Source organism: Pseudoalteromonas sp. T1lg24, assembly GCF_002964745.1.
Classification (GTDB): domain Bacteria; phylum Pseudomonadota; class Gammaproteobacteria; order Enterobacterales; family Alteromonadaceae; genus Pseudoalteromonas; species Pseudoalteromonas spongiae.
This window is the reverse complement of record NZ_PQCB01000033.1, coordinates 195,298-220,782: the sequence shown is the minus strand read 5'-3', so window position 1 is coordinate 220,782 and position 25,485 is coordinate 195,298. Positions and strand designations below refer to the sequence as shown.

Here is a 25,485-nt window from a genome sequence, read left to right as displayed (position 1 = left end):
CTTAATTACTTCTCTTGGCCATTGCTGTTATGTCGTTGCACCTTCTCTCATTCCTAAAAAACCAGGAGAATGTGTCAAAACGGACAAGCGCGATGCCTTAAAGCTCGCTAAGTTACTTAAGTCTGAAGACTTAACCCCTATTTACGTCCCTGAGCCTGAAGATGAATCAATCAGAGATTTGTCTCGTGCCCGTGAAGTCGCCATGAAGGATTTAAAAGATGCGAAGTACCAACTAAAGGCACTGCTTCTTCGCAACAATATCAACTATTCAGGCACTGCAAACTGGTCTCTCAAACACTTACGTTGGCTCACAGAGCTTGTTTTGCCGCACCCCGCACAACACATTGTGTTACAAGAGTTCATACAAACTATCACTGAACGAACTACTCGATTAGAGCGACTTGATAACGAACTAGCACACCATGTTTATCAATGGCGTTATTACCCTGTTGTTAAAGCAATACAAGCGATGCGTGGTGTGCGTTTACTTGTGGCTGCAGGCGTTGTCGCTGAGCTTGGCGATTTAACCCGCTTCGACCATCCGCGTAAGCTGATGAGTTACCTCGGCCTTGTACCAAGTGAACACTCAAGTGGCGGTAAAAGGCATATTGGCGCAATTACTAAATGCGGCAATGGTCGAGCAAGACGATTGTTAGTCGAAGGAGCGCATAGTTACCGCCATGCTGCCAACATCTCGACTGAACTACAAAAGCGACAAGAAGGCTTACCAAAACAGATTATTGATATCGCCTGGAAAGCACAATTAAGACTGTGTAAACGCTATAAAAAGCTTATTAATAAAGGTAAGCATTACAACCTCGTTGTCACCGCCATTGCCCGTGAAATGATTGCGTATATCTGGGTAATCGCAAAACAGATTGTACTCTCACCGATAAATCCTAAATTAAGATTATCAAGAGTACCTGCTTAATATGAACGAATTAGAGTTAATGTATTGGGTCAAGCATCGGGTGTGGCACAACCACCGACGGCGTTAGGATGGCGATGCTGCTAACGCAGCATTGAACCACGAACATAGACTGAAGACAGGTGCCACGTCGAATTAAGTAAAGTCTGCTCTGTTACTATAAATAGTAATAATCAACGAATACCAGCATGAAAACCGACGAAATTACTTGCTTCATCCTATGCGTTAACTCGCTCTAATTCGAGTTCAAGATTATGGCTTAAAGTTAGGCAAGGATCAGTGTGTTTAACTTGACAGTGGGAGTCATACCAACGCCCGAATAATGGGTTAAAAGTTTGTGGGCTAGAATTTTTGAAGAATGAGCCAAAGCCCGCAATTTTTAGTCTCGATTAATTTGTTTGTTATGTTCACTTTTCCCTTGTGACTTTAATTTCTAAGACGCCTAATTTTAAATAGTTCAGCTTTCAATGCTTCTGCTAGATTTAGAATTGCGGTTATTTTATATTGGTCTACCTTAGTATTATTTTTAAAATTCCCTCCTGTACACTCATTATTCAAATCATGTAGAGCTTCTTTAATAGAGTCAACCTTAAAACCAGAGTAGTCATCATCCATAGCTGTAAGGAAGGTCGCTAGACGAGATTGTAAACCTGTAACATAGTGAATATTTGACTTTAACTCATCACTTTCTTTAAGGCTTGACCAATACCTACAAGAACACTCGGCATAGTCGTCTATTAATCCGCATGCAAACTCAATCCGCTTGGAAAAATCTGATGAATAAATAGTATATTTAGTTCTCCAATAAGTTAACCCAGCACCTAACAAGAAACCGACGAAAACTTTAACGAATGCGGACTCTATTTCTGTCATTTTCTCTTTCCTGCATATTTTATAAATCTAACAGCACTATCTTTGGTAAATTCGCAATCTGAGATTATATTAAGTCTACTAAGAACTTCTTCTGCACTAAAGTCAGAATGTCTAACTAGACCTCCAAATATTTCTTCCAGTGCAGAGCTTGCTAGTCCGTACTTCATTGAAATATCGAGTGTAACCATATCATTCTTAACCATCGCAGGTTTTAACACATCTTCCCTAAACGCTTCTGCGGATTTATCTCCGTCACTTCGAAATCGTCCATACATAAATTTGTTATATTCACTTAAAACTATATCTACATTCTTCATGATACTTCCCCAAGCATCACAACTAACTGAGCCTCAACGCCCTGATAATTGATATCTAGGGTATCAATGCTTTTATTATTTAAATCCACAAAGTACTTAACTTGTGAACTTTTAATTTGTAAGGCGTGAATTTCACCGGCTTTTACTGAATCATAAATAGCTCGCAGACCTTGACCTCTATCGTCTAACGTTTCTTCCACAGCGAACTCAATTAACTTGTTAAGATCAGTATTTTTAATATTTTTTGCTTTAAGACTTTCTTCAATTCCTTGACCACTATCAGATACGGTTATTATTAGTTTGTTATTAATTTTTTCAATGTTAAGTGACCAGTTCACACATAGAAACGAACTAGAGGTCGAATGGTGATACACATTTAAGACCAATTCAGCGATATGAGAAAAAACAGAAAAATATTTTTCAGGAACTAAATTAGCTCTTTCTATTCCTTCAAATATTTCTTGGATTTGGACTTTTTTACTTGTATTAGATTTGTGAAAAAAATTCATAGTTTAGTGATTACACCAATGGATGATAAAGTTGAGCATAACAGCTTATTAGTGCGCATTTCGATTTAAGGAAGTTTTCCTTATCCATAAATCTTCAGACTAACAACTGTTTTATTTAATAATTTCTGTAGGTTATCAGTAGTTTTTGATGTGGGCAATGTAAAGTTGGTCTGGAAAAGTGATAGGGCTGGCACATAAAAAGGCTAACCCCCTGGTTAACCTTTTTTAGTTTGATGATATTAAGCGGCTTCTAATGCTAGTTTTGCTTTTCGTAAGCGATAATTTTGCCAGCGGCGCCACGATAGCATGATCCCTGTATAAACGAGCAAACACGCTAATAATGAGGCGAGGCCTGCGATGGTTTGGCCGATAATGCCGTATGCTTCGCCTGTGTGTAAAAAGCGAATGTAACTGCGTGCTTTGCGGTAGTTTGATAAATCATCAAATGTGAGTGTTTGTAATACAGCGCCAGTCTGGGTATCTACCGTTACCGTTAAGCGCTTTTGTGGCTCGCCCCCTGTGCCGGTATCAAGGCTAAACGCTATTTTATCCATAGGTTTATTAGCAAGTGTAAACTGTGCACGTTGCCATTCTGGTGTGTGGTTAATTGCATTTTCAAATAACACATTAAGCGATTGTGGCGTGCCATTATTTAATGGCGACGCTTTTAGCTGCTCAACTTTCGCATCGTTTGATACCATTTCTTTTAGGGTGTTTCCCGGCCATTTAAAAGAGAAAAAGAAAGCAGTTGCAATAAGTACCGCAAGTACTGGCGCTAAATAAATACCGTACACATTATGCCATTGGTAATCGCGCGCATTGGTGTTTGGATAAGACTTAGCAAAAGTAAGTTTTTGTTTAAACGCACGTTTATTAAAGCGTTTTGGTAGCCACAAATAAAGACCCGAAAGCACTAGAATAAAGAAAATAATATTAGCGATGCCATTAACCCAGCGACCTGTCTCACTAAACTTACCATCAAGGGTTAGCCAGCGATGAAAAGCACGCAATTTACGCATGAATGTTTTAGTTGCAAGCCCCGGTTCGTTAATGTGTTCACCGTTGTATGGGTTTAAATAGGCAAGGGTTTTGCGGCCTTCTTTAATTTGAATAAAGGCGTTTTGTTCGTTTCTAATCGCAATACTTAACGGCTTTTTATGCTCTAAGGTATTGGCAATAGCCTTTATTTGTTCAAGCGTCAGTTTTTGTGTGTTAGCAGAAGGTGCTTGGGGATAATCTTGTTGCTCTGCGCTATGAATAATTTGGCGTTCATAGGTAAGTAGCGCACCGGTGGCCGACATTAAAAAAATAAATAGGGCAGCGATGCAACCAATAATTAGGTGAAGCCAAAAAAAGGCTTTTCTTATACTCATATTTTATTGCTCATTATAACGGTAGCGGCGAGCTAAGCTTGTGTAACTCGCTGCTTTACATATTTGATTGACGGACCAAATGTGCTTTAAACGCTTCAGTGAGGCAAAATGTGGCGGACAAGCTGTATTTTTAAGTTAGCCGTTTAATTTTGCTTTAAGTAAACGTTATTTTCTTTAAAGGTTGCGGGCATTCTAAGCAAGCGGCAATAAAATTGGAATAGTTAATGATAATAATTATTGTTAATTTTGCACTATCGAAACTATTACCTGATACGTTCCTGTTATAGGGTTGAATCGACTAGGGTTTTATTAAAGCGATAAATATTGTTGTATATAGCATTAAGTACGCTGGCAAATATGAGTGAACACGCAAAATGGCGATTTTGCGTATTAGAAGACGCGAATACAGCGTAAGCACTTGTTTTACTCTGTATTCGCATTGTGATTTAGTTAAATGTATCTGAACGCTCAATTACTTCAATCGCGTAACCGTCTGGATCGTTAATGAAAAAGAATTTCGCAACGAGTGAATCACCGTTATAAAACTCTTTTACGTCTTTTGGTTGATAACCAAGAGAAACGGCTTTTTGATGCAGTGCTTCTATATTTTCGGCGCTTACTGCGAGGTGGCCGTATCCGTTACCCAAATCATACTGTGCTTTTTGGTCAAAATTTAATGTCAGTTCAAGTTCAAAATCTGATTCATCATTACCTAAGTAAATTAAGCAAAAGCTATCGAAAGTAATCCGGCGTTTTTCTGTTAAGTTAAGTATGTTTTGATAGAATTGCAGTGATTTTGATTCGTCTACTACGCGGATCATACTGTGAATCATTTTTGCCATTGTTAGGAATACCTTATGTGTGAATTATATGCTCAAGAGCCGCAAACATCTTACGATAGCACCAAGCGTTCAATACGCATTCAGGGGGTGGTGACAAGTATTTCGCTAGAAAATAAAATCTGGCAAATTCTCGAGCGTATAGCAGCCGATGAAAAAGTAACAGTGCCGGAGTTTATTTCCACCTTGTATCAAGAAGTAATTGAACGCCATGGCAGTGTTAAAAATCTCGCATCAATGCTGCGTGTAACGTGTTTAACCTATGCGCTAAATAGTAAACCACTTGGTTAATTAACGGGTAGTATCTAGGTACTACATTGGGTGTTAACCATTAATCACCGCATTTTGCCGCTTAGCATTTTTTGCCAAGTTATTTCTCATAGCCAAGTAGTCTGGCCCCAGTTACTTTTATTGAGAATACGATTATGGAAACACTTACTTTTTTTGAAGATCTTTTTGCCAACGCAGATCCGGTGTTTATATTAGCTGTTGCATTAGCAACCTTGGTTTTATGGTTTTTACCGGCAGTTCTGGCGTTTTTCTTTAATCGCAAACATGCAAAATTAATCGCAGCGGCATGTGTGCCAGCGGGTTTTTCACTTATTGCGTGGTCAGGCCTGATGATTTGGGCTGTCACCGGTAAAAGTGTTGAAAAAGCGGTGACTAAATCGCGCAAACCTGCGTCATCAAGCGAAGCAAGCTAATATAAAACGCCCTTTTTACAGCATTAGCAGTAAAAAGGGCGAAAATATTAAAAATCATCAGCGGCCGTTAGCGCTGATTTTATTGATTAAAAGGTGTATTGCACCGAAAGACTTGCGTAGTCGACTTCACCATTAAATTTATCTACATTTGAAAAAATGCCAATCTCATCATCTTCAAATTCAAAGTCGTAGCGGGTGTAATCTAGATTAAGTTGCCAGTTTTTTGAAATAGCAAATGATGCACCAGCGCCGTAAAATAACTCGTTTCCATCAAGTGATAGCGTATTATCAAATCCGCTTAAATCGGCATCCCACCAATAATTACCGCCTTTTACAAACAGCGTTACACGTTCAGTAACAGGTAAACCAAGCTTAAGTCCTAACGTATAACCATCGAGTTTGGTGTTAAAGGTATCGTTGCCAAACTTACCAAAATCCAAATAGCCCGCTTCTAAACTGATCATTTGATTAAACTGGGTGCCAATAAATACATTGTACGCGTCGTCGTCATCATCAAAATCATCGTCACCACTGGCACTTATTAATCCATAACCGCCACCCACATAAACACCGCGATGATCTACTTGCTTGTTATCTTTCGCTAGTAACGGCTGTGCAAAAATAGCTGATGATAAGAATAATGTTGTAAGTAGTTTACTTTTCATAAAAATTCCTTGTGTTTATTTGCGTTTAATACAGCCAAAGCGTTGCAAAGCCTAGACCAAATTTTAAATTGTAAATAAAACAACAGGTTAATGCTTTTTTGCGAGTGTTTTGAGTATTTGATGAATGTAAAAAACACATTAATTATGAAAGATTTACATTAATCCCATGAAGTATGAACACACAGTGCTAAAAAGAAAAAAGCAGTTAGGGTAGGCAACTGATAAATAGCCTTTTATAGCGACTATTTTGTATTTTTAACGGCTTAAACACGAATAAAGCGGATTAAACCAAAGCTAAAAGTGTATGGGCTAAACAAACTTCGTTTACTTACTACTATTTTTGAGAAGTGCTTTTGTACTGTTACTCGCATGTAAGGCTATTTGTTTACGCTAATTTAGCCCATGTGTAAAAAGTAAATTGTGTTATGCAAAAGCTACAATAAAAGGTGTAATTTTTTCATGGTTGTTATGACTGACTACAAATTAAATTTTGTTATTTTACTGATTTTATTGGTTATTTTTTGTTGGAATCATAGTTGCTTGAGTATTAGTAAGTTTAAAAAATATGAGAAACAAATTTTTAACCAGGAAAAGGAACCTTGAAATGGCTACATCAAATCAAAACACCACAAATGGTAAAGCAAAGCAAAATTCAACTCAGGCGCACCCAGTTGCCGATAAGCTCAACGAATCACTTCATGAATCAGTTGATACCATCACTGAAAAGGTCGGTACAGCGGAAGAAACATTGCGTGAAACTGCGCATTCAAGCTCTGAAAGCTTGGCGCAAAAGCAGCAAGAAATGAAAGCTAAGTGGGAAAAGTCAGCCGTTAAAAAATACGCAGTAGAAAACCCAGTAGCAACAGCAGGTATTGCATTTTCACTCGGTATGTTGGTGTCTGCAATTATTAAACGTAAATAATATAGGTTTAAGACGATGGACAACATAGGTCCCGAGCAGGGCGGTTTTAACAATCAAAGCGAGCCAAATCAGCAGCCTGAAAACGAGGCGAAGCTGACGCAAACATTCGAAAGCGTAACAGCATTGCTTGAAAGTAAAATTGCCAAGCTCATTACGTCAAAAAATCTCGTAGCGGCTGAGGCTAAAGTTAGCCTCAGCGCTGCGTTACTCTCATTCGCGATTTGTTTAACACTGGTCGTGATTGTCAGTGTTATTTGGCTCTTGCTTAATGCAGTGGTTGGGCTAACTCTGTATAAAATGTATCCCAGTTTAGCCTTGGTAATTGGAAGTTTGTTACTTCTTAACAGTGCATTAGCTGTATGGCTATTTATTCAGCTTAAGCGTATATGGCATCGCGTGGGGTTTAAAGCGAGTGCGTCTTTACTTTTAAACGGAGACTAACATGGAGTTTTTACTTAAAGATGATCTGCACCAACTTGAAAAAGCCAAAGCCGAATACCTCGCGGTAAAGGCGTTTGATGACTACAACACACAAGTCGCAAAAACGAATGTGAAATCGATTTTATCGTCAAAAGAAGGGCTTATGGCATCTTTTGGGGCGGGCTTTGTAAAAGGATTAATGGATAATCCTGATAACCAAAAATGCGGTTCATCCCATTCCGAGCTAATTAAAATTATCAGCTTATTAATAAAGTAACGCGCTATTGTTATTTGGCGTTTTGTTTAGGCTTGAGTACTTCAGAGAACTGAAAGATTAAAAACCCAATAAACGACAACACAATACTAATTTCATAGCGACTGTATGCTACCGATACACCAATTGCACCTGTATTCCAAAGTCCGGCTGCGGTAGCTGTGCCTTTTACGCTGTCTTTATCTCTGAAAATAGCACCGCCACCGATAAACCCCATACCTGTGATAATGCCATACATTACCCTTGCTTCGGCATCAGAACCTTCAAACACATTAATACCAACCAGCATAAAAGCGCACGAGGCAATGGTTACGAGTGGAAATGTTCGAAGACCAGCGCCGTTTTCTCTTGATTCACGGTTTAATGCAATCGGTAACGACAGCAAAAATGCGATACCAAGTTGTTTAAAGTGAAACATTATTAAGGTGAAATCTAAATCTATCTCGAACATCCGTTTCTCATCTTTAAAATTGGTTTAATACACAGTGTGCGCAGGCAAACTGATCGTAACGTTAAAAAACAGTGTATTGGATAAGGTCTATAATAAAACCAAACACTTATGTATATACGCAGCGTGTCGACTAGGGCCACTCGTCCAAAACAGTGTAACGTAATTTATTATCCAAAGTCGATTGGCAACGACGTGATGGGTTTAACCAGATGAGTTATTACTGTTACCCTAAAGTAGCCTAGACTGTAAAGTTCAACACGCTCTAGTATTAGGCTAGCCAAGTACGAATAATGGCTGTTAATTGAAGTGTTCATAATTAAGGATAGTGTATGAGTAATTCTGTATTGGTAAGTGCAATAGAGCGCTTGCAACGAATTGGAGAGCAAGCAAATACCTCCAAGCAAGTGATTGAAGCACTGAGTCATCCACATGCCACATTAGCGTGTAATTTACCCGTACGTTTAGACAGTGGTCGTTTAGCTTATTTTAAAGGCTATCGTTGCCGTTATAACGATATCTTAGGGCCATGCAAAGGCGGTATTCGCTTTCACCAAGCGGTGAATCAAGACGAAGTAGAAGCCCTCGCGTTTTGGATGACATTAAAATGCGCAGTGGTGGGATTACCACTTGGTGGCGGCAAAGGCGGTGTTACGGTGAACCCGAAAACGTTATCGCCAATGGAGCTTGAACGATTATCGCGTGCGTATGTGCGCGCGATGGCTGATTTTATTGGCCCCGATACCGATATTCCAGCACCCGATGTTTACACCAACGCGCGTATTATGGGTTGGATGATGGACGAATACGAAAAAATAACGCGCAGTAAAGCCCCTGCGGTGATCACCGGAAAACCGATATCATTAGGCGGTAGTTTAGGGCGCGAAAGTGCAACAGGTCGCGGGGCATTTATTTGTACGCAAATGTTGGTTAAAAAACTGGGCTTAAACCCACAAGAGCTCACTGTGGCAATACAAGGTTTTGGTAACGGTGGTTACCACTGCGCTAAATTGCTGCAGCAAGCAGGCTTTAATATCGTTGCTATAAGCGATTCGCAAGGGGGTATTTATCGAGAACAAGGACTGGATGTCGATAGTATTTTCCAAGAAAAACAGCGCAGCAAAAAACTCTCTGCGGTGTACTGCGAACAATCGGTGTGCGAAGTGCAAGAGTTTAAACACATTAGCAATCAAGAACTGCTTACTTTAGATGTTGATATTTTGATCCCAGCAGCGCTCGATAGTGTGATCACCTGTGATAATGCCAATGATGTGCGCGCTAAGTACATTGTTGAAATTGCTAATGGTCCCGTTGAAAGCGAGGCGGATAGTGTTTTGCAGCAAAATAACGTAACAGTGGTGCCGGATATTTTGGCAAATGCTGGTGGTGTTATCGTAAGTTATTTTGAATGGCTGCAAAACAGACAAGGCGAGCAATGGTCACTCGATAAAGTAGAAGAAAAGCTGCATCAAAAGCTTGAAAAAGCGTTTGAAAATGCTTGGCAAATCTATCAAGAAAAAGACATTACACTACGCGACAGTGTATATAACGTAGCGTTGCGTGCTTTAACCGAAGCTATTGAAGCGCACGGCACCACCGATTACTTTAATGCACAATCGAAACGTTAATAATCTTTTTAGCTATTGAACTAAGCGCGATTCACAATCGCGCTTTTTTACACTTAAGTACGTATCACTTTTTGGTCTTGTTTCGTTTTCTTACAAATTGGCGATATACAAACAGCTTTTGTATTAATAAACTAAGCGCATAATTTATAAAATAAAAATAATATCTATATGCAGCTTTTTCCTCGCTTAAACACCTTTTCTTTTGTGCTTTGTGCACTCCTTTCAAGTTTTGTAAATGCTGCTGAGATTGTCGAGAAGTTACCCGAGCAATTTGAGCTAAGTGATAAATTTGTTTTCTACTCCCATGGTTATATTGTTGAAGGAGACAACCCAACGCCCGTTGAAGTGAAAAATGGTTGGGGTTTGTATGATTTTCCAAAGGTAAAGCAAGCGCTTGCTGATGATCGCTACACGTTAGTTGCGGTTCATCGTAAAAAGAACACAGATCCATTTGAATATGCAAAAGCGCAAAGCGCGACAATCCGAAACATGATTAAAAATGGGGTGCCCGCCAACAACATTACCTTGATTGGTTTTTCACGTGGCGCGTTTATTACGGGATTAATGTCAAACCATCTAGCTGATTTTGGCGTAAATACTGTATTACTAGCAGGTTGCGGCCGTTTAATCTCAAGCAAGCATGATGATATAAAAGTGTATGGGCATGTTTTATCTGTTTATGAAAAAACCGATAAATCAAATACCTGCAAAAAGTTAAAAGACAAAAGTGGGCAGGTACAATCATTTAAAGAAGTAGCGATAAACACCGGTTTATCGCATGGCGCGTTTTACCGTCCATTGCCACAGTGGGTTCTGCCGGTAAAAACATGGATGAAAGAGAAAATGGATATTCGCTAAATGGCACTGAGAGCAGCAATTAGCTGGTGGCTTCTTCGCTTAAATCGCGCGGTGTAAAGTTTGCTTTAAAGCTGAATGCATAAGGTGTATCACCGTGCTCACGAAGATGGTTTAGTCGTGATATCGCTTCACTTAGCGATGGAATATGGCCATCTTCTAGCCACCAAAGCACGTAATTATCTTCATTTAGCTTTTCAAACCACTCGTTTTTCCTGCGCATGAAGTCACGATGGTTGGTTCTAAACATAAAGTTTTTCAGGCTATCGACATTTTGCCAAACCGACATATTGACCAGCATATTAGGGTTTTCAAAAGCTTGAATACTGGTTGCATCGCCAGAATCATCTTTAAGGCGCCATACAAAACCATCGGTTTTTTCAGCGAGTGAATTTACTTTATCTAGGGTCTGTTGACCTTTCAAGTTCGTTTTTGCAGCAGTTTGATTGGGTTTTATACAAGGCAGAGGCTGCGTGGCATAGTTATTCTATGTGAGTCAGCCGATAACACAGTAGAAAACCCAATCAAGCGTTGCCGAACGGTTCTTTTGAGCGCCCTTTTCTCATTGTTGCCTATATGGATGTAGGTAAGGAGCGTGAGCAGGACGCGGAAGCTTTACTCGATATTCGCTTAGATTGCTAGGCCACACATCGAGCGCCGCGATAAAAGCACGCTCAAGCAGAACAAAAATAGAACAGCAAAGATCAACAGACCCTTGGTTATCAACAAAGTCTTTAATTTCTGGGGCATCAAGTGCGTATTTTGCAAGCGCGATATTAAGTTGAGCTAATTGCATCGTTATCCTTAGTTCGTCGTAACGGTATAAATATTAGTTTTTAACACGCCACGGCGGGTTTAAACGGTTTTCTCCTGCCCAATAAAGCTTGATTTTATTGCCTGAAGGGTCAAATAACACGGCTTCTCGCCACAGGTATCTTTCATCAGTTGGTAGCTGGGAAAATATAACGCCTTTTTCTTGTAAGTCAGCAACCCAGTTATCGAGCTGTGCATGTTCAAAATAAATCGTGGCGCCATTAACGGCATTTTCTTCAAGTGACAGCGAAAATGTTGAATCGCCCTCTGGGCAGGCAAAACGCGCATAATGCGGTGTGTCGACAATAAGTTCAAAACCGAGCGTTTGGTAAAACCTAACGGCATCACTCATTTGCGTTACCGGTAATGTTACTTGGTTTAAATTCATTTAAATCCTTAAAACTAAACTGTAGGCATGGGTTTTAAAGGCATGCCTACACGTTATTTATTTGTTCTCATTAACTAAAATAACTTTACGGTGAGGGAATGGAATTTCAATATTGGCATCATCAAGCGCTTTTTTAATTTGCTCGGGTACCGAATACAAAATATCGAAATAATGTTCACCCAAACAAAACGGACGTACTAAGAAATCGACCGAACTATTGTTGAGGGTTTCAACTTCAACAAAAGGTTTAGGATCATTCAAAATATGTGGGTGCGCGTCTAATACCTTATTAATAACTGTGCGAGCAGCGTCGATGTTCTCGTCATAGGCGATGCCAAAACGCATATCAACACCACGTATCTCATGGTGAGAGTGATTGACAATTTTATTGCCCCAAATATCGCTATTAGGAATGATAATACGCTGGTTATCAAAGGTTTGTAAAATGGTGGTGAACATGTCTATTTCAGCCACTTTGCCGAATTGGTCGCCTGTTTCAATAAAATCATCCACTTTATACGGTCTAAATATAAGCAGCATTACACCCGCAGCAAGGTTCGATAACGTGCCCTGAAGTGCTAAACCAACCGCAAGGCCAGCGGCACCTAGCAGTGCAATTATAGAGGCTGTTTGCACACCAAAACGGTTTAACACCGCAATACCGACAAATGCCAAAATGGTGTATTTAGCGACACTGCCAAAAAACTTAAACAAGGTATCGTCTAGTTGTGCATGACGATTAGAGATTTTGATGATGGTTCTATTTACTTTGCCGGCAAGCCAAATACCAATAATTAAAATGGCGAAGGCAAGTAATAGGTTAGTTGCCCAATCAAGTGCTGTTGGCAGATATTGATTGAGATCGAGCTGAGCGATAAATTCTTCCATGTTTTGTTAACCTGACGTTAAAAACTATACACTAGGCTATCTTAAACTGCGCTTCAAGCGTCATAGCGATAATTTATACACATAGAAAGTTTATTAAACATTAACTTGCGGTTTGCGGTGTTACATCACATAGTTTGTAAAGTAGTTTTATTCTATGTTGCGTGTTTAAAGGAAGAGGTATGTCCTATTTGAAATTAGCAATACGCTTTCGTTTAGAGCCTGGGTGTTTAGGGCCAACGGGTACTGATTACATTGAAGATTTTTGCCGATTGATAAATCGGGTTGATTTTACCTATCCGTTTGTCACCCTTGATGTGATCCCTCGCTATGATAAAACCTTGCCTGAATGGGAGTTTTTACTGAACGGTAAGTTAATTTCAGAAGAGCAAGCCGAACGTGTGTTAAGCGTAAATGACTTTACTGTCGACAGCATGGAAGAGCAGGTAGAACAATTCCTTACCTTAAAAGTAGAGCAGTTTATGTTGTCGCTTAAAAATAAGCGTTAACACATTTCGCCGTTAAGAATCACTCGCATTCAGTTAGTCGCTTCCGTATACTGCATTTTTATTTAAGAGCCTAGGAACTTTATGAATATCTGGGTCGATGCAGATGCATGCCCTGTTGCAATTAAAGAGATTTTATTTCGTGCAGCAGAGCGTACACAGATCAACACAACCTTTATTGCTAATCACAGTTTCCGCATTCCACCGTCTCGTTTTATCAAGCGATTACAGGTCGAAAAAGGATTTGATGTTGCCGATAACGAAATTGCTAAACGTGTAGTCGCGGGCGATTTAGTGATTACGCAAGATATTCCACTCGCCGATGAAGTGATCACTAAAGAAGCGATTGCGCTCACCCCGCGCGGCGAGTTATTAACCGCAAGTAACATTAAAGCGCGTTTAAATATGCGTGACTTTTTTGATACTTTGCGTGCCAGTGGCGTTGAAACAGGTGGCCCGAGCGCGTTATCAAACACTGATAAAAAAGCCTTTGCTGATGAGCTCGATAAAGCGCTTGCAAGGCTCGGTTAGCCTTATTATTTAAAAGGAAAGTTGCGCAGTTATGCACGATCTTACGAAAGGAAGCATTCCAAAACACATTATTTCAATGGCAGTGCCAATCGCCATTGGTCTGCTTATTCAAACGCTGTATTTCTTAGTTGATTTGTATTTTGTTGGTCAACTAGGCAGTGCCGCGATTGCCGCTGTGAGTAATGCATCAAGTGTGTTTTTCTTTGTTATGGCATTAACGCAAGTACTCAATATTGGTTGTGCAACACTAGTATCGCATGCGGTCGGGCGCAAAAAACAGCGCCAAGCCAGTCACGTATTTAATCAAACGTTAGCGCTTGCCAATTGGGCAACCCTGTTTTGTGCAGCGATAGGCTACGCATTTGGTCACGTATTTTTTGCGTTTATGACCGCCGACATTGCCACACAAGCATTAGCCGAGAGTTACTTTTATTGGTTTTTACCGTCGTTACTGCTGCAGTTTGTGTTTACCGCATTAAGTGCTGCGCTGCGCGGTACCGGTATTGTAAAACCGGTTATGTCGATTTCGGTGATTGGTATTATCGCTAACATTATTCTATCGCCCATTTTGATAACGGGTTGGGGATTTGGCATTGAGCTCGGTGTCGTTGGCGCGGGTCTGGCGAGCAGTATTTCAATGTTGCTATCGTTTGTGCTTTTGGTGCGTTATTTCAATAAACAAGAGCAATATCTTCAAGTGCGCTGGTTATCGTTTGCGTTAAAAGCGAAAACGATACGCAAAGTACTTAATATTGGTTTACCGTCGGGCGGTGAGTTTTTACTGACCTTCTTGTATATGTCGTTGATTTATTGGGCGCTTAGTCGTGTATCTGCTGAAGCACAAGCCGGCTTTGGCTTAGGTGGGCGTATTATGCAATCGCTATTTTTACCGGTTATGGCCATTGCCTTTGCCGCGCCTGCCATCGCTGGACAAAATTTCGCAGCGCGGAAAATCTCACGCGTATACGAAACCTTTCACATCACCGCGTTTTTAACGTGCTCATTAATGGGCATGTTAATGGTACTGTGTTTATGGGTACCTGAGTTATTTGTCACCGGTTTTAGTGACAATGCCAACGTGGTGTTAGTTGCAGCAACGTTCTTGAGTTTTGTTGGCCTTAATTTTGTTCCTGCGGGCTATGTATTTGCCATTTCAGGCATGTTTCAAGCGCTTGGAAATACGTGGCCCGCGTTACTGAGCACCTTTGTGCGCTTGTCACTGTTTGCGGTTTCAGTTATTTATTTAGTGAATCAAGACGACTTTTACATTGAACAAATTTGGTATTGTTCAATTGTTACTGTGTTTATTCAAGCTTTGGTCAGCCACCTGTTAATTCGTCGTGAATTTAATAAAAAGCTGGTTAAAGCGCCAAGTAACACGCCAGAGCAAACTTGCGCCGTGGCAAAATAAGTCAGTGGTATAGCTGAAAGTGTATGCTAACTGTTGTGCTCAGTGAGTAATTCTTTAATCGTTAACGCATCAACGGGCTTGGCAAACCAATAGCCTTGAATTAGCGAGCAATCCGATGCGGTTAACCAGTGCATCTGCGCATTGAGCTCAACGCCTTCGGCAATTACTTCAAGCTTTAAGCTCTTACTCATTGCAATAATGGCTTTGGTAAGGGCTTGGCTTTCGGCGTTATGTTCAATGTCTTTAATAAAGCTTCTATCAATTTTGAGTTTATGCACCGGGAATTTCTTTAGGTAGCTGAGCGATGAATAGCCGGTGCCAAAATCATCAATGGCTATTTTTACGCCTAAATTAGCTAACATAGTGAGCTGGGCAATGGTTTTTTTATCGTTTTCAATGAGTAAGCTTTCGGTAATCTCTAATATCAGCTTGTTGCTTGGCAAGCCACTGACTTCAATTGCATTTTTAATAGTGGCAATAAAATCATCACGTTGGAATTGAATAGTAGAAATGTTAACGCTAATACCGGGCGCATTTTCATATTCATTTTGCCACTTTGCTGCGGTAATACAGGCATGTTCTAAAACAAACTCACCAATATTGGCGATTACACCAATTTCTTCAGCAAGTTCAATAAATTGGTCAGGTGAAACAAGGCCCTTGGTAGGGTGATGCCAGCGTACTAATGCTTCACACGCATAAATAACATTATGTTTAGCATCAAAAATGGGTTGGTAATCAATGAAAAACTGTTGGTTATCGATGGCGGTTCGCAGTTCGCTCTCAAGGGTGCGCCTTTTTTGCGCTTTTTCGTCCATTTCCGCAGTAAAAAACTGAAAATTATTTTTACCTTTTGCTTTCGCTTTATACATGGCGCTATCGGCTTTTCGCATCAGTGTTTCTACGTCTTGCCCGTCGTTTGGATAAGTTGTTATACCGATGCTAGCAGAGACAAACCCTTGTGCGTTATCCAGTTGATACGGGGTGGCGATTGCCGCCTGAATTTTATGGGCGACTCGGTCAACTTTAAACTGATTGTTATCGCTTGCGATAAGTACCGCAAATTCATCACCACCCAAGCGAGAAATAGTATCTGATTTACGTAAGGTTTCGCTAAGGCGCGTTGCTGTTTGCTGTAAAAGAGTATCGCCTTGTGAATGACCAAGGGTATCGTTAACGTGTTTAAAACCATCTAAGTCGATAAACAATAGCGCCAGAAATGAGTTCTCGCGCTGTGCTTTATTAAGTGCTTGCTCAAAACGATCTGAGAATAAGTTGCGGTTTGCAAGCCCTGTAAGTGAGTCAAAGTTAGCTTGCTGGTAAATTTTATTTTCTGCCTTTTTACGTGTTGTGATGTCGCTAAACAGTGCTACAAACGCATCAATCTCGCCGTTATTATCACGAAGGGCGGTGATTGAAAGCCATTCATAATAAAGCTCACCGTTTTTACGGCGATTGCAAATTTCGCCTTGCCATTGGTTATTTTCATCAAGTTGGTGCTGCATATTGGCGTAAAAAGGTTCTGTTTGCAGGTTTGAGCTCAATATATCTGGCGTTTTATTTAATACTTCGTCACTGCTGTAGCCGGTTATTTCAGTAAAGGCTTCATTAACTGCTTGAATTTTTGCGTTTTTGTCGCAAATCATTACGGCTTCATTGGCGGTACGAAATACTGTTGATGTAAGCCTAAGCTGTTTCTCATCCTGCTTTTGTTTTGAAATATCATTGAGAATAAGTACATAGCCGTCTTTCTTTTGCTGGTTATTTATCAGCGGATAAAGATGCACATGGAGCCAATGTTGTTCTTGCCCTAAATTAATGCGGTCAACCCAAGGGGTATTAGTGCTAATTGCGTTATCAAATTCATCGCTGCGCTGCGTTAAATTACGTAATTCATCAAATAAACTTTGTTTACTTGATGATAATTTTGCAACAAACGCACTTTCAGAATGTTTATTTTGATAATCAATATAGCCCTGTAAATCGGTTGTGATAATTGCAGAGGGACTTTGCTCCACTATTTGGCTGAGTTTGGTACTGTATTTTTGCGCTTTTCGGGTAATGCGTAGTAAATAGGTTAAAAACAGTGCAAGCGCAATTAATACCACTAAACCCGCAATGTAAATGGCATGTATTTTATTATTTTTGGTTTTAATAATCGCAACTTGGCTATCAACCATTTGTTCTAGGTTTTTCTGGTATTGCCAAATTTCGCTTTGATATTGCCGTTGTGTGGAAATATCTTTAATGACCGAATAGAGCAGTGTTGCACCATGAAACTCGATGGGGATGGAATAAACTTCAACGGTTTTAATATCACCCGCTGCTGTTTGATGGCGAAAGATGAAATAGTTGCGCTTTTGTCGATGGGCGTTTTCACGCTCTTCTGCGACTTGCTCTGCGGTAAATAAGTTAATTTCTTGTATGGTTTTACTTTGCAGTGCTTGCAAGCCGTAGCCATAAAAATCCGCCGCGGCTTGATTGGCTTTTATAATTTTTCCTGATTTTGGCTCAATCAACAGCATCACAGCGGTGTGATCATCAAAAATTTGCTCAAATTCGGTATTGGCAAATAAGAAAAGCGGAAAAAATAACAAAAAAGCAAATACTACGGGCATAATTAGTTAAATTTGGCTAACGACGGTACATTATTCAACTATAGTCGTAATTATTGCAATAAGTTGATGTAATTAATCGTTAACAAAAGGGTGTACGATCACGTTTATCGCAAGTTTATTGCGCTACACATGATGTAACAACACAAATATCAAGCAGATGTTGCGCCCTTGCTGATTGTGATAATAAGATGTTTATCAACAGGTAAGTTGTGTGTGACTAACGCAAAGGGAATTCGATGAGACATATTTTACTACTTTGCTGTGTTTTGAGCTTAATTAGCTGTCAGCATTTTCGCCAAGCTAAACAACAATCTCAATTACTCGACAGTGTTGCTGAAATAAATGGACGAGTTGATTATCAATCTAATTCAGATGGTGGCGAACTCGTAGTTGCTGTATTAAGCCGTAACGACAACACCTTCTCGATAGAAAATCAGAAACTACTTGATAGCAATGGGCAGTTTAAATTCTACCTAAAACCAGGCACTTATTACGTTGCTGTATACCAAGACCGTAATCACAATTTGACCTACGACGACAATGAAACAGGCGTTGCTTATGTTGACTCGGTTGGCATGTTACAAGCAATTACGCTTACCGATAAAGCCAAATACAAAGCCAAACCAATTCACTTCGCAAAGCCTGTAAAAAAAGGGTATGCGGTTCAATACAGTGATAATTACAATATTAATAATATCGGCAAGTTAGCGAATTTAGAGCACGCTATGTTTGATGCCCATAATGTTGATATGGGGTTTTGGCGACCGCTTGATTTTCTTGCACAAGTGGAATCCGGTTTATTTATGTTGTCTCCGTATAACGCTAAAAAAGAACCGCTTATTCTAGTGCATGGCATGATGGGCAACCCGCGCGAATTTTCCACTTTAGTTGCAGCGCTTGAAGATTCTGACTATCAAGTGTGGGTATTGTACTACCCAAGTGGCGTAGGGTTGCATTTGGTTAAAGACTATCTGTTAGAAAGCATTGAGGTTATGCAAAAACGCTACGGTTTTGATGCGGTTTCGGTGTTAGCGCACAGCATGGGTGGGCTGATTACCCGAGGTTACGTACTAAGTCATCAAGGTAATGCACGTAACTATAAAATTAATCATTTCATTACGGTAAACAGTCCGTTATTGGGTATGCAAAGTGCTCGAAAAGGGGTTGAAAGTTCGCCCCTTGTAATTAACTCATGGCGTGATGTTGCAACTAACAGTGACTATGTTAATCAGCTGCATACTCAGACACTGCAGCCAGAAATTAATTACGCTTTGGTATTTTCCTATCAAGACGGTGCAAGTGATGATGGCGTTGTGTCATTATCTAGTCAAATTCCGCTTAATATTCAACGTGAAGCAAATAAAATGATGGGCTTTAATGCATCACATGCAGGGGTGTTGAAAGAGGCAAAGTTTATTAATTTTATTATGAGCACGCTGTCAAATTCAGCATCCGCTAACTGAAACATGCTATTAACATGTCGTTAAATACAGTTATTTGAGTTAAAAATAGTCTAAAGTACGCATAAATTTAACATTCTTGCGTTTTAGCATTGCTTCTTTTGCGCAGTTTTTTTATAGTTTCGCCTCATTTTCAAACAACATGGACGCACATCACATGAAAATGGTGCTCTCACATTTTAATTATTGGTGTAAAGCTAAGGACGAAGCACAGCTCGCCAACGCAAAAATTGAAATGTTTGATCCAATGAGCAAAAGCCCACAATTGGATTGGGTTCCAGCAATGCAGCGCCGACGACTTAGCCACTATGCAAAAATGGCGTTGTTTGTTGCAGCAAATAGCGCCGAGAAAAGTAGTGCAGAATCGATGCCCGTTGTATTTGCATCGCAACATGGCGACTTTCACCGTACATCAAGTATTTTAAAAGATTTAGCTCACCAAGAAGTGATCAGCCCAACATCGTTTGGCCTATCTGTTCATAATGCAGTCATTGGGCTTTATTCGATTTTGACGAATAATCAACAGCCAATGAACAGTATCGCGGCTGGCGAGAACACCCTGCTGATGGCATTAATTGAAGCAAGCATTCAGTTAAATAACCCGAATATATCCGAAGTACTCGTTGTGTATTGCGATCAACCACTACCAGACGATTATGCACGATTTGACGATGTGAATAGTTGTGATTTGGCGTGTGCATTTGTCGTATCTAAAGACAATGAACAGGGTATTACGCTGTCGTTAACTCCTAGCGATACGCCTAACAATACACCGTTACAGGCAAAACAGTTTGTGGAATTTTTAGCGACAAACAAAACTAACGACGCGCTTGTGCTCGGTAGTCAAAGTGCATGGCACTTGCATATTGATGAGGTAACGCCTTGTTAACCAAGCTAGGACGCTGCTGGCGCATTGTCGCAACCGGTTTTTGTTTTGCGGTGTTTGGTTTAGGTGGATTGTTAGTTCCGCTAATTGTATTGCCTATTCAGTACCTTATTTATCGTGATGAAGAAAAACGCCGCAAAGCAGCGCGCTATACAGTGCATTTGCTGTTTAAGTTTTTTGTTGGCTTGATGGGCGCATTAGGAATCTTTAAATTCACTATTGCTGATCGAACTAAATTTGCCAATTTAACAGGCAAGTTAGTACTTGCTAATCACCCGACCTTGATTGATGTTGTGGTACTTATTTCACTTATTCCCAATGCAGATTGTGTTGTTAAAGCACATTTATTTAGTAACCCATTTATGCGAGGTGTGATAAAATCCACCGGTTATATAAGCAATGAAAGCCCTGAGGGCTTACTAACGGATTGTGCAGCATCACTTGCTGCGGGAAATAACTTAATAGTGTTTCCCGAGGGCACTCGTACGACACCTGGTCAAGCGTTAAAATTTAAACGAGGCGCGGCAAATATCGCACTGCGCTGTCGTGCTGATATCGTTTCGGTGTTAATTCATGTTGCACCGTCAACGTTAACTAAGTCAGAAATGTGGTACGAAGTGGCACCTACGCAGGCTAAATTTGATCTCGCAATGACGAAACAACAATTGCAATTACCCAGTTTTGAAGCGTCGAAATTGACGCAGCATGCGCGTAGTTTTACGCGCGATATGCAGGCATTTTTTCAAGGAGAATTAGACAGCTATGAGTGATTTAAAAATTAAAATCAAGAAGCTCATTATTGAATCATTAGATTTAGAAGATATTACCGTTGATGATATTAACGACAGCGAACCACTTTTTATTGATGGTTTGGGCCTTGATAGCATTGATGCGCTAGAGCTTGGCTTAGCGATTAAAAAAGAGTTTGATATTAAAATTGACGCAAACTCAGAAGAAACAAAGCAGCATTTTGCATCGGTTGATGCGTTAGCAGCGTTTATTGAACAAAACGCATAACAGCGGGTAGGGTATGAAAACACAACAAGAAATCTTCGCAGTATTAACTGATATCTTGGTGGAAGAATTTGAAATAGATCAAGACGATATTTCGCTTGAGGCAAACCTTTATCAAGATTTAGATCTCGACAGTATTGATGCGGTTGATCTGGTAGTGAAATTGCGTGAAATCACAGGACAAAAAATTGATCCTGAAGCGTTTAAGCAAGTACGCACTGTAGAAGATGTGGTAAACGAAGTAAGCAAGTTGGTTTCAGCGTAAAACACATGATAAAAGCAATACTGAATACAGTATTCATTGTATTATTACTGGCCTACCCAGTGCTTATTTATTTTGGCCTGCAGTATGCGAGTATTTCCAGTATTGCACCTGTTTTACTCATCGCCATTGTTGGTCGCTATGTATTTACACGAGCGGCCAGTAACACCATGCCATGGCTTTTACCGGCAACGGTATTAGGCAGCGTATGTGTTGCATTGGCGTGGTTACTTGATAACAGCAAGGTTACTTTGTTTTACCCTGTGCTTATATCAGGCACTATGCTTGTCACGTTTGCGTATTCATTGTTCAAAGGACCTACGGTGATAGAAACCTTTGCGTTACTTGATGAAAAGCGTAAAAGCAAAGATAAGCAAAATGTAACATTACCAGAACATGTTATTGCCTATACGCGAAATGTCACCAAAGTGTGGTGCGTATTCTTTAGCATTAATATTGCACTTGCATGTTACACCATATACCTCGGAGATATTGCGCTTTGGACGCTATACAACGGATTGATTGCGTACATTTTAATGGGCGTACTAATGGCAGGTGAGTTACTTGTTCGTCATGTTGTAAAGCAGCGTCACGAGCTTGAGCATTAAATTAGTATGCATACAACCAGCCCTTCGATTTTAGATAGAGATATCTGTGCTAATGCGGTAACGGCACTTGCCAACCAATTACGCGTGTTTAAACAGCAAACCGGTGCGCAGTCTTTGGTGTTATACCATGCTGCAAGTGATGTTTTTTTGGTACGTTTGCTCGCGGCCGCACGTGCAGGTTTTGATGTTATATTTCCAGCCAATGGACAGCCAGAAAATATCCAGATCGCCAGTGAAAATGCCGACTATGTGTTGGTCGATGAATTTAGTGGCGACAAACACCTTTCGCTTGAATCCCTTAGTTTTGCTGGATCAATACAGCAATCTGCCGATGCGTTAACGCTACCAGAATCTGGAAAACTTACATTTTATACATCGGGCTCAACAGGTTACGGTAAGCCTGTTGTAAAGTCTTGGCAGCATATTAATGCTGAGCTTACAAATTTGTGCAATACCTTTGAATTTGATTCTGATTGCCAAATCGTTGCGACGGTATCTCATCAGCACATTTATGGCCTGCTATTTAAGTTATTTTGGCCGTTACGTGCGAATTACACAGTAAACCTCACATTTGTTGAATTTCCTGAACAATTACGTGCCTTAGTCGCGACACAGCCTTCGGTTATTATTACCAGTCCCGCATTTATTGACCGCCTTATACGCGACAATGTATGTGTTTCAGTTAAACACAATATTGCGGGGGTATTTTCATCAGGCGGACCGCTTAGCGACAACAGTGCAGTGACCTTGTTTCAACAATTGGGCGTTGCGGCGACGCAAATATATGGCAGCACTGAAACGGGCGGCATTGCGTATCGCCAAGTCTCTGAGTTTAAAACTGAACCATGGCAGTGCTTTGACGGTATAACGGTATTAAAGCATCAGCAGCAGCTTGCGGTTAAATCGCCTTATTTTGATGATGCAATGTTTGTCACTCAAGATTGTGGTGAGATTTTAGAGGACGGGCGCTTTAGTTTGTCAGGCCGCTTAGACCGCACCATTAAACTTGAAGAAAAACGCGTTAATTTAGATGCACTTGAGCGTGTATTAAGCGACGATAGTGCGATTACCCAGTGTAAAGTGGTTTTGTTAACGCAAGGATTTCGCCAGCAACTTGGATTAGTTGCACAATTGTCGGCTGCTGGGCTTGGCGAATTGAATAAAAACGGTAAACTAGCGCTCAATAAGCGCTTAAAGCAAGTACTTGCTGGGCAGTTTGAGGCGGTGTGCATGCCACGTAAATTTCGTTATGTGGATGAGTTGCCAGTTAACAGCCAAGGTAAGTACGTATTTGCAGAATTGGAGAAGTTATTTGACTAAGTTACAAGAATCATTACCAGAAGTACGCGCCGTTGAAGCGCAAGACGATACGGTAAGACTCACTCTTTGGGTTGACGGTAGTTTAGATTATTTTAACGGTCACTTTCCACAAGCACCGATTTTAGCCGGTGTTGTGCAGTTAGATTGGGCAGTAAAATACGCACAACAATACTTTTCATTAAGTTCTGCGCTGGTTGATTCTGTTGAAGTATTGAAGTTTCAAGTGGTGATTGTTGCAAATTCAGAGGTTGAGCTGACTCTCACCAAGAAAAACGACAACAAATTTACCTTTAGTTTTCACTCAGAACATGGCCAGCATTCATCAGGCCGTGTAGTGGTGCACAGCTAACGTTATGCACGCTTGTATTGTTATTCCAAATTATAATCATGTTGCTGTGATTGAATCGGTTTTAACGGAGTTAAGTGCCCTCGATTTACCGATTATTATGGTAAATGACGGTTCAACAGCCGATGCGAGTGCTGTCATGCGTCAATGTGAGTCTCAGTTTCCGTTATTGACGTTGATTGAGCACAGTGAAAATCAGGGCAAAGGTGGCGCAGTACAAACGGGTTTACTAACAGCCGATAAATTGGGTTATAGCCACGCAATACAAGTTGATGCAGATGGTCAACACGACCTAACCGATATTCAAACCTTAATCTACCTTGGCAAAAAGTATCCCGACAGCGTCATTAGCGGCCAGCCTATATATGATGAATCTGTACCGAAAGTGCGTTTATACAGTCGTTACATTACTCATTTTTGGGTATGATTGAAACCTTATCGTTCAGTATAAAAGATTCAATGTGTGGATTTCGCTGTTATCCAGTGAAAGAAACGGCGGCACTGCTGCGTGACAAACAGCTTGGCAAGCGCATGGATTTTGATATTGAAATCATGGTGCGCCTATTCTGGCGTGGTACGCCAAGTCGGTTTATGCCAACGAAAGTTATCTACCCAGAAGGCGGTAGTTCACACTTTCGCGCCTTTGAAGATAACGTGCTAATTAGCTGGATGCATACACGCTTATTTTTCGGCATGTTACCACGCATTCCATTACTGCTTTGGAGAAAACTGCGTGGCTAAACATTGGTCGACAATGCAAGAGCGCGGTACCTTGCTTGGCATGCGTATTTTACTAGGCTTTTATCGTTTGGTAGGGCGTCGTGTATTGTGGTTAATGTTGTTTCCTGTGGTGTTTTATTTTTACTGTACGGGTAAAACGCAGCGTACGGCGAGCATCGCGTTTTTAAACCAAGTGGCAAAGCATAACAATCAGCCAGTCAATGCTGGTTTTTGGCATGGGTTAAAACATTTTTGTAAATTTGCTGATTCAGCGTTTGATAAAATTGACGCGTGGCTTGGCAAAATCTCACTCGACGCCATTCAGTATCAAAATCATGAAGAATTTGCCGAATTACAAAAAAGTAAGCAAGGGGCCATTTTCATTGGCTCTCACTTAGGTAATTTGGAAGTATGTCGGGCGCTCAGTCAAGGCCGTTACGCAGTAACCATAAACGTTTTAGTGTTTACCCATCATGCAGTTGAATTTAATAAGGTGCTGCAACAAATCAATGCCGATGCCAAAGTAAACCTCATCCAAGTTACGGACATGAGCCCAACCTTGGCGATTTTATTGAAACAAAAAATTGATGATGGTGAAGTGATTGTGATTGTTGGTGACCGCACTAGCTCAAGCGTCGCTGGCAGGGTAAACTATTGTAATTTCATGGGTAAACCAGCACCGTTTTCGCAAGGGCCATTTATTCTTGCGAGTTTACTCGAATGCCCAGTGTATTATTTATTTTGTTTAAAAGCGCATAACCGCTATTTAGTTATTTTTGAAAAAGTTGCGGATAAGTTAAAGTTTAGCCGTAAAACACGACAGCAGGATCTACAAACAACAATTCAGCATTTTTCAGATCGTCTGAGTTTTTTTGCGAGTCAGTATCCTTACCAATGGTTTAATTTTTATGATTTTTGGACTGACGACAGTAAAGTCAGCCGAGATTAGTTCGGAGTAAGAA

General features: G+C 40.4%; 32 protein-coding genes and 1 pseudogene. 21 read left to right on the top strand and 12 right to left on the bottom strand.

Going from position 1 to position 25,485, the window contains the following annotated elements; all coding sequences use genetic code 11:
- Positions 1-931: IS110 family transposase (locus C2M30_RS13280; protein WP_105171959.1), on the top strand; the 931-nt coding region annotated here is incomplete at its 5' end.
- Between the two features lie 423 nt (positions 932-1,354).
- On the opposite strand, the gene C2M30_RS13275 is transcribed toward C2M30_RS13280, so the two are convergent.
- The 5 genes from C2M30_RS13275 to C2M30_RS13255 all read right to left on the bottom strand — a co-directional run bounded on the left by C2M30_RS13275 (position 1,355) and on the right by C2M30_RS13255 (position 4,842).
- Positions 1,355-1,801: a hypothetical protein gene (locus C2M30_RS13275; protein WP_105171958.1), complete on the bottom strand. Its 447-nt coding sequence runs from the start codon at positions 1,799-1,801 to the stop codon at positions 1,355-1,357.
- Positions 1,798-2,118 carry an STAS-like domain-containing protein gene (locus C2M30_RS13270; protein ID WP_105171957.1) on the bottom strand — a complete coding sequence of 107 codons (321 nt, stop codon included), beginning with the start codon at positions 2,116-2,118 and terminating at the stop codon, positions 1,798-1,800. Before C2M30_RS13270 ends, C2M30_RS13275 begins: the two co-directional genes overlap by 4 nt.
- The gene (locus C2M30_RS13265; protein WP_105171956.1) at positions 2,115-2,627 is read right to left on the bottom strand and encodes a hypothetical protein; all 513 of its coding nucleotides are present in this window, start codon (positions 2,625-2,627) and stop codon (positions 2,115-2,117) included. The genes C2M30_RS13270 and C2M30_RS13265 overlap by 4 nt, the downstream gene beginning before the upstream one ends.
- Positions 2,628-2,866: 239 nt before the next feature.
- A complete protein-coding gene (locus tag C2M30_RS13260) occupies positions 2,867-4,000 on the bottom strand; it encodes a PepSY-associated TM helix domain-containing protein (RefSeq protein WP_105171955.1) in 1,134 nt (377 codons plus the stop codon).
- 446 nt (positions 4,001-4,446) lie between these two features.
- Positions 4,447-4,842, bottom strand: a complete 396-nt coding sequence (locus tag C2M30_RS13255) for a VOC family protein (RefSeq protein WP_105171954.1) — start codon at positions 4,840-4,842, stop codon at positions 4,447-4,449.
- 15 nt (positions 4,843-4,857) lie between these two features.
- Here C2M30_RS13255 and C2M30_RS13250 point away from each other — a divergent pair, with 15 nt between their 5' ends.
- Together C2M30_RS13250 and C2M30_RS13245 are read left to right on the top strand one after the other, a co-directional pair.
- Positions 4,858-5,130 carry a ribbon-helix-helix domain-containing protein gene (locus C2M30_RS13250; RefSeq protein ID WP_010559441.1) on the top strand — a complete coding sequence of 91 codons (273 nt, stop codon included), beginning with the start codon at positions 4,858-4,860 and terminating at the stop codon, positions 5,128-5,130.
- Between the two features lie 134 nt (positions 5,131-5,264).
- Entirely contained in the window at positions 5,265-5,543 is a 279-nt protein-coding gene (locus C2M30_RS13245) for a superinfection immunity protein (protein ID WP_100914947.1), read from the top strand.
- A gap of 86 nt (positions 5,544-5,629) precedes the next feature.
- Here the strand turns inward: C2M30_RS13245 and C2M30_RS13240 are convergent, their stop codons facing one another.
- Entirely contained in the window at positions 5,630-6,208 is a 579-nt protein-coding gene (locus C2M30_RS13240) for an outer membrane beta-barrel protein (RefSeq protein WP_105171953.1), read from the bottom strand.
- A 604-nt stretch (positions 6,209-6,812) separates the two neighbouring features.
- Between C2M30_RS13240 and C2M30_RS13235 the strand changes: the two genes are divergently transcribed.
- The 3 genes from C2M30_RS13235 to C2M30_RS13225 are packed head-to-tail and all read left to right on the top strand — an operon-like array spanning position 6,813 to position 7,827.
- Complete coding sequence (locus C2M30_RS13235) at positions 6,813-7,130, top strand: DUF883 domain-containing protein (RefSeq protein ID WP_105171952.1); 318 nt, start codon at positions 6,813-6,815, stop codon at positions 7,128-7,130.
- Positions 7,131-7,145: 15 nt separating this feature from the next.
- Positions 7,146-7,571, top strand: a complete 426-nt coding sequence (locus C2M30_RS13230) for a hypothetical protein (protein WP_105171951.1) — start codon at positions 7,146-7,148, stop codon at positions 7,569-7,571.
- Between the two features lies 1 nt (position 7,572).
- On the top strand, positions 7,573-7,827 hold the full coding sequence (locus C2M30_RS13225) for a hypothetical protein (RefSeq protein WP_100914950.1): 255 nt from the start codon (positions 7,573-7,575) through the stop codon (positions 7,825-7,827).
- 10 nt (positions 7,828-7,837) lie between these two features.
- Here C2M30_RS13225 and C2M30_RS13220 read toward each other — a convergent pair whose 3' ends face one another.
- Positions 7,838-8,275: an MgtC/SapB family protein gene (locus tag C2M30_RS13220; RefSeq protein ID WP_010559434.1), complete on the bottom strand. Its 438-nt coding sequence runs from the start codon at positions 8,273-8,275 to the stop codon at positions 7,838-7,840.
- Positions 8,276-8,604: 329 nt separating this feature from the next.
- Here C2M30_RS13220 and C2M30_RS13215 point away from each other — a divergent pair, with 329 nt between their 5' ends.
- Entirely contained in the window at positions 8,605-9,900 is a 1,296-nt protein-coding gene (locus tag C2M30_RS13215) for a Glu/Leu/Phe/Val family dehydrogenase (protein ID WP_105171950.1), read from the top strand.
- Positions 9,901-10,068: 168 nt separating this feature from the next.
- A complete protein-coding gene (locus tag C2M30_RS13210) occupies positions 10,069-10,758 on the top strand; it encodes an alpha/beta hydrolase (RefSeq protein ID WP_105171949.1) in 690 nt (229 codons plus the stop codon).
- Between the two features lie 19 nt (positions 10,759-10,777).
- Here C2M30_RS13210 and C2M30_RS13205 read toward each other — a convergent pair whose 3' ends face one another.
- From C2M30_RS13205 to C2M30_RS13190, 4 genes are all read right to left on the bottom strand, one after another.
- Positions 10,778-11,179 carry a DUF3291 domain-containing protein gene (locus C2M30_RS13205; protein WP_234004731.1) on the bottom strand — a complete coding sequence of 134 codons (402 nt, stop codon included), beginning with the start codon at positions 11,177-11,179 and terminating at the stop codon, positions 10,778-10,780.
- Between the two features lie 138 nt (positions 11,180-11,317).
- Positions 11,318-11,551, bottom strand: coding sequence for a DUF3291 domain-containing protein (locus C2M30_RS21755; protein WP_234004730.1), 234 nt, complete (start codon positions 11,549-11,551; stop codon positions 11,318-11,320).
- Between the two features lie 33 nt (positions 11,552-11,584).
- A complete protein-coding gene (locus C2M30_RS13195) occupies positions 11,585-11,956 on the bottom strand; it encodes a VOC family protein (protein WP_054980780.1) in 372 nt (123 codons plus the stop codon).
- Between the two features lie 57 nt (positions 11,957-12,013).
- A complete protein-coding gene (locus C2M30_RS13190; protein WP_105171947.1) occupies positions 12,014-12,844 on the bottom strand; it encodes a mechanosensitive ion channel family protein in 831 nt (276 codons plus the stop codon).
- 179 nt (positions 12,845-13,023) lie between these two features.
- Here C2M30_RS13190 and C2M30_RS13185 point away from each other — a divergent pair, with 179 nt between their 5' ends.
- The 3 genes from C2M30_RS13185 to C2M30_RS13175 all read left to right on the top strand — a co-directional run bounded on the left by C2M30_RS13185 (position 13,024) and on the right by C2M30_RS13175 (position 15,289).
- Positions 13,024-13,350, top strand: a complete 327-nt coding sequence (locus tag C2M30_RS13185; RefSeq protein WP_100914956.1) for a hypothetical protein — start codon at positions 13,024-13,026, stop codon at positions 13,348-13,350.
- An 81-nt stretch (positions 13,351-13,431) separates the two neighbouring features.
- Positions 13,432-13,878 (top strand): YaiI/YqxD family protein, encoded by a 447-nt coding sequence (locus C2M30_RS13180; protein ID WP_054980777.1) that lies wholly within the window; start codon positions 13,432-13,434, stop codon positions 13,876-13,878.
- 31 nt (positions 13,879-13,909) lie between these two features.
- Positions 13,910-15,289, top strand: coding sequence for an MATE family efflux transporter (locus C2M30_RS13175; protein WP_100914957.1), 1,380 nt, complete (start codon positions 13,910-13,912; stop codon positions 15,287-15,289).
- A gap of 26 nt (positions 15,290-15,315) precedes the next feature.
- On the opposite strand, the gene C2M30_RS13170 is transcribed toward C2M30_RS13175, so the two are convergent.
- A complete protein-coding gene (locus tag C2M30_RS13170) occupies positions 15,316-17,907 on the bottom strand; it encodes an EAL domain-containing protein (protein ID WP_105171946.1) in 2,592 nt (863 codons plus the stop codon).
- Positions 17,908-18,143: 236 nt separating this feature from the next.
- On the opposite strand from C2M30_RS13170, the gene C2M30_RS13165 reads away from it, so the two are divergent.
- From C2M30_RS13165 to C2M30_RS13120, 10 genes and pseudogenes are all read left to right on the top strand, one after another.
- On the top strand, positions 18,144-19,370 hold the full coding sequence (locus C2M30_RS13165) for an alpha/beta fold hydrolase (protein WP_105171945.1): 1,227 nt from the start codon (positions 18,144-18,146) through the stop codon (positions 19,368-19,370).
- 154 nt (positions 19,371-19,524) lie between these two features.
- Entirely contained in the window at positions 19,525-20,256 is a 732-nt protein-coding gene (locus tag C2M30_RS13160) for a beta-ketoacyl synthase chain length factor (protein ID WP_158683429.1), read from the top strand.
- Positions 20,250-21,023: a lysophospholipid acyltransferase family protein gene (locus tag C2M30_RS13155; protein WP_010559423.1), complete on the top strand. Its 774-nt coding sequence runs from the start codon at positions 20,250-20,252 to the stop codon at positions 21,021-21,023. Before C2M30_RS13160 ends, C2M30_RS13155 begins: the two co-directional genes overlap by 7 nt.
- Complete coding sequence (locus tag C2M30_RS13150; protein WP_010559422.1) at positions 21,016-21,270, top strand: phosphopantetheine-binding protein; 255 nt, start codon at positions 21,016-21,018, stop codon at positions 21,268-21,270. The genes C2M30_RS13155 and C2M30_RS13150 overlap by 8 nt, the downstream gene beginning before the upstream one ends.
- Positions 21,271-21,283: 13 nt before the next feature.
- Positions 21,284-21,532, top strand: a complete 249-nt coding sequence (locus tag C2M30_RS13145) for an acyl carrier protein (RefSeq protein WP_010559421.1) — start codon at positions 21,284-21,286, stop codon at positions 21,530-21,532.
- A gap of 5 nt (positions 21,533-21,537) precedes the next feature.
- Positions 21,538-22,137: a hypothetical protein gene (locus tag C2M30_RS13140; RefSeq protein ID WP_105171943.1), complete on the top strand. Its 600-nt coding sequence runs from the start codon at positions 21,538-21,540 to the stop codon at positions 22,135-22,137.
- A gap of 6 nt (positions 22,138-22,143) precedes the next feature.
- A complete protein-coding gene (locus C2M30_RS13135; RefSeq protein ID WP_105171942.1) occupies positions 22,144-23,457 on the top strand; it encodes an AMP-binding protein in 1,314 nt (437 codons plus the stop codon).
- The gene (locus C2M30_RS13130) at positions 23,450-23,806 is read left to right on the top strand and encodes an ApeI family dehydratase (RefSeq protein ID WP_105171941.1); all 357 of its coding nucleotides are present in this window, start codon (positions 23,450-23,452) and stop codon (positions 23,804-23,806) included. The genes C2M30_RS13135 and C2M30_RS13130 overlap by 8 nt, the downstream gene beginning before the upstream one ends.
- A gap of 4 nt (positions 23,807-23,810) precedes the next feature.
- Positions 23,811-24,544, top strand: a pseudogene (locus C2M30_RS13125) (glycosyltransferase family 2 protein).
- 13 nt (positions 24,545-24,557) lie between these two features.
- On the top strand, positions 24,558-25,472 hold the full coding sequence (locus C2M30_RS13120) for an LpxL/LpxP family acyltransferase (protein WP_105171940.1): 915 nt from the start codon (positions 24,558-24,560) through the stop codon (positions 25,470-25,472).
- Positions 25,473-25,485 lie beyond the last annotated feature (13 nt).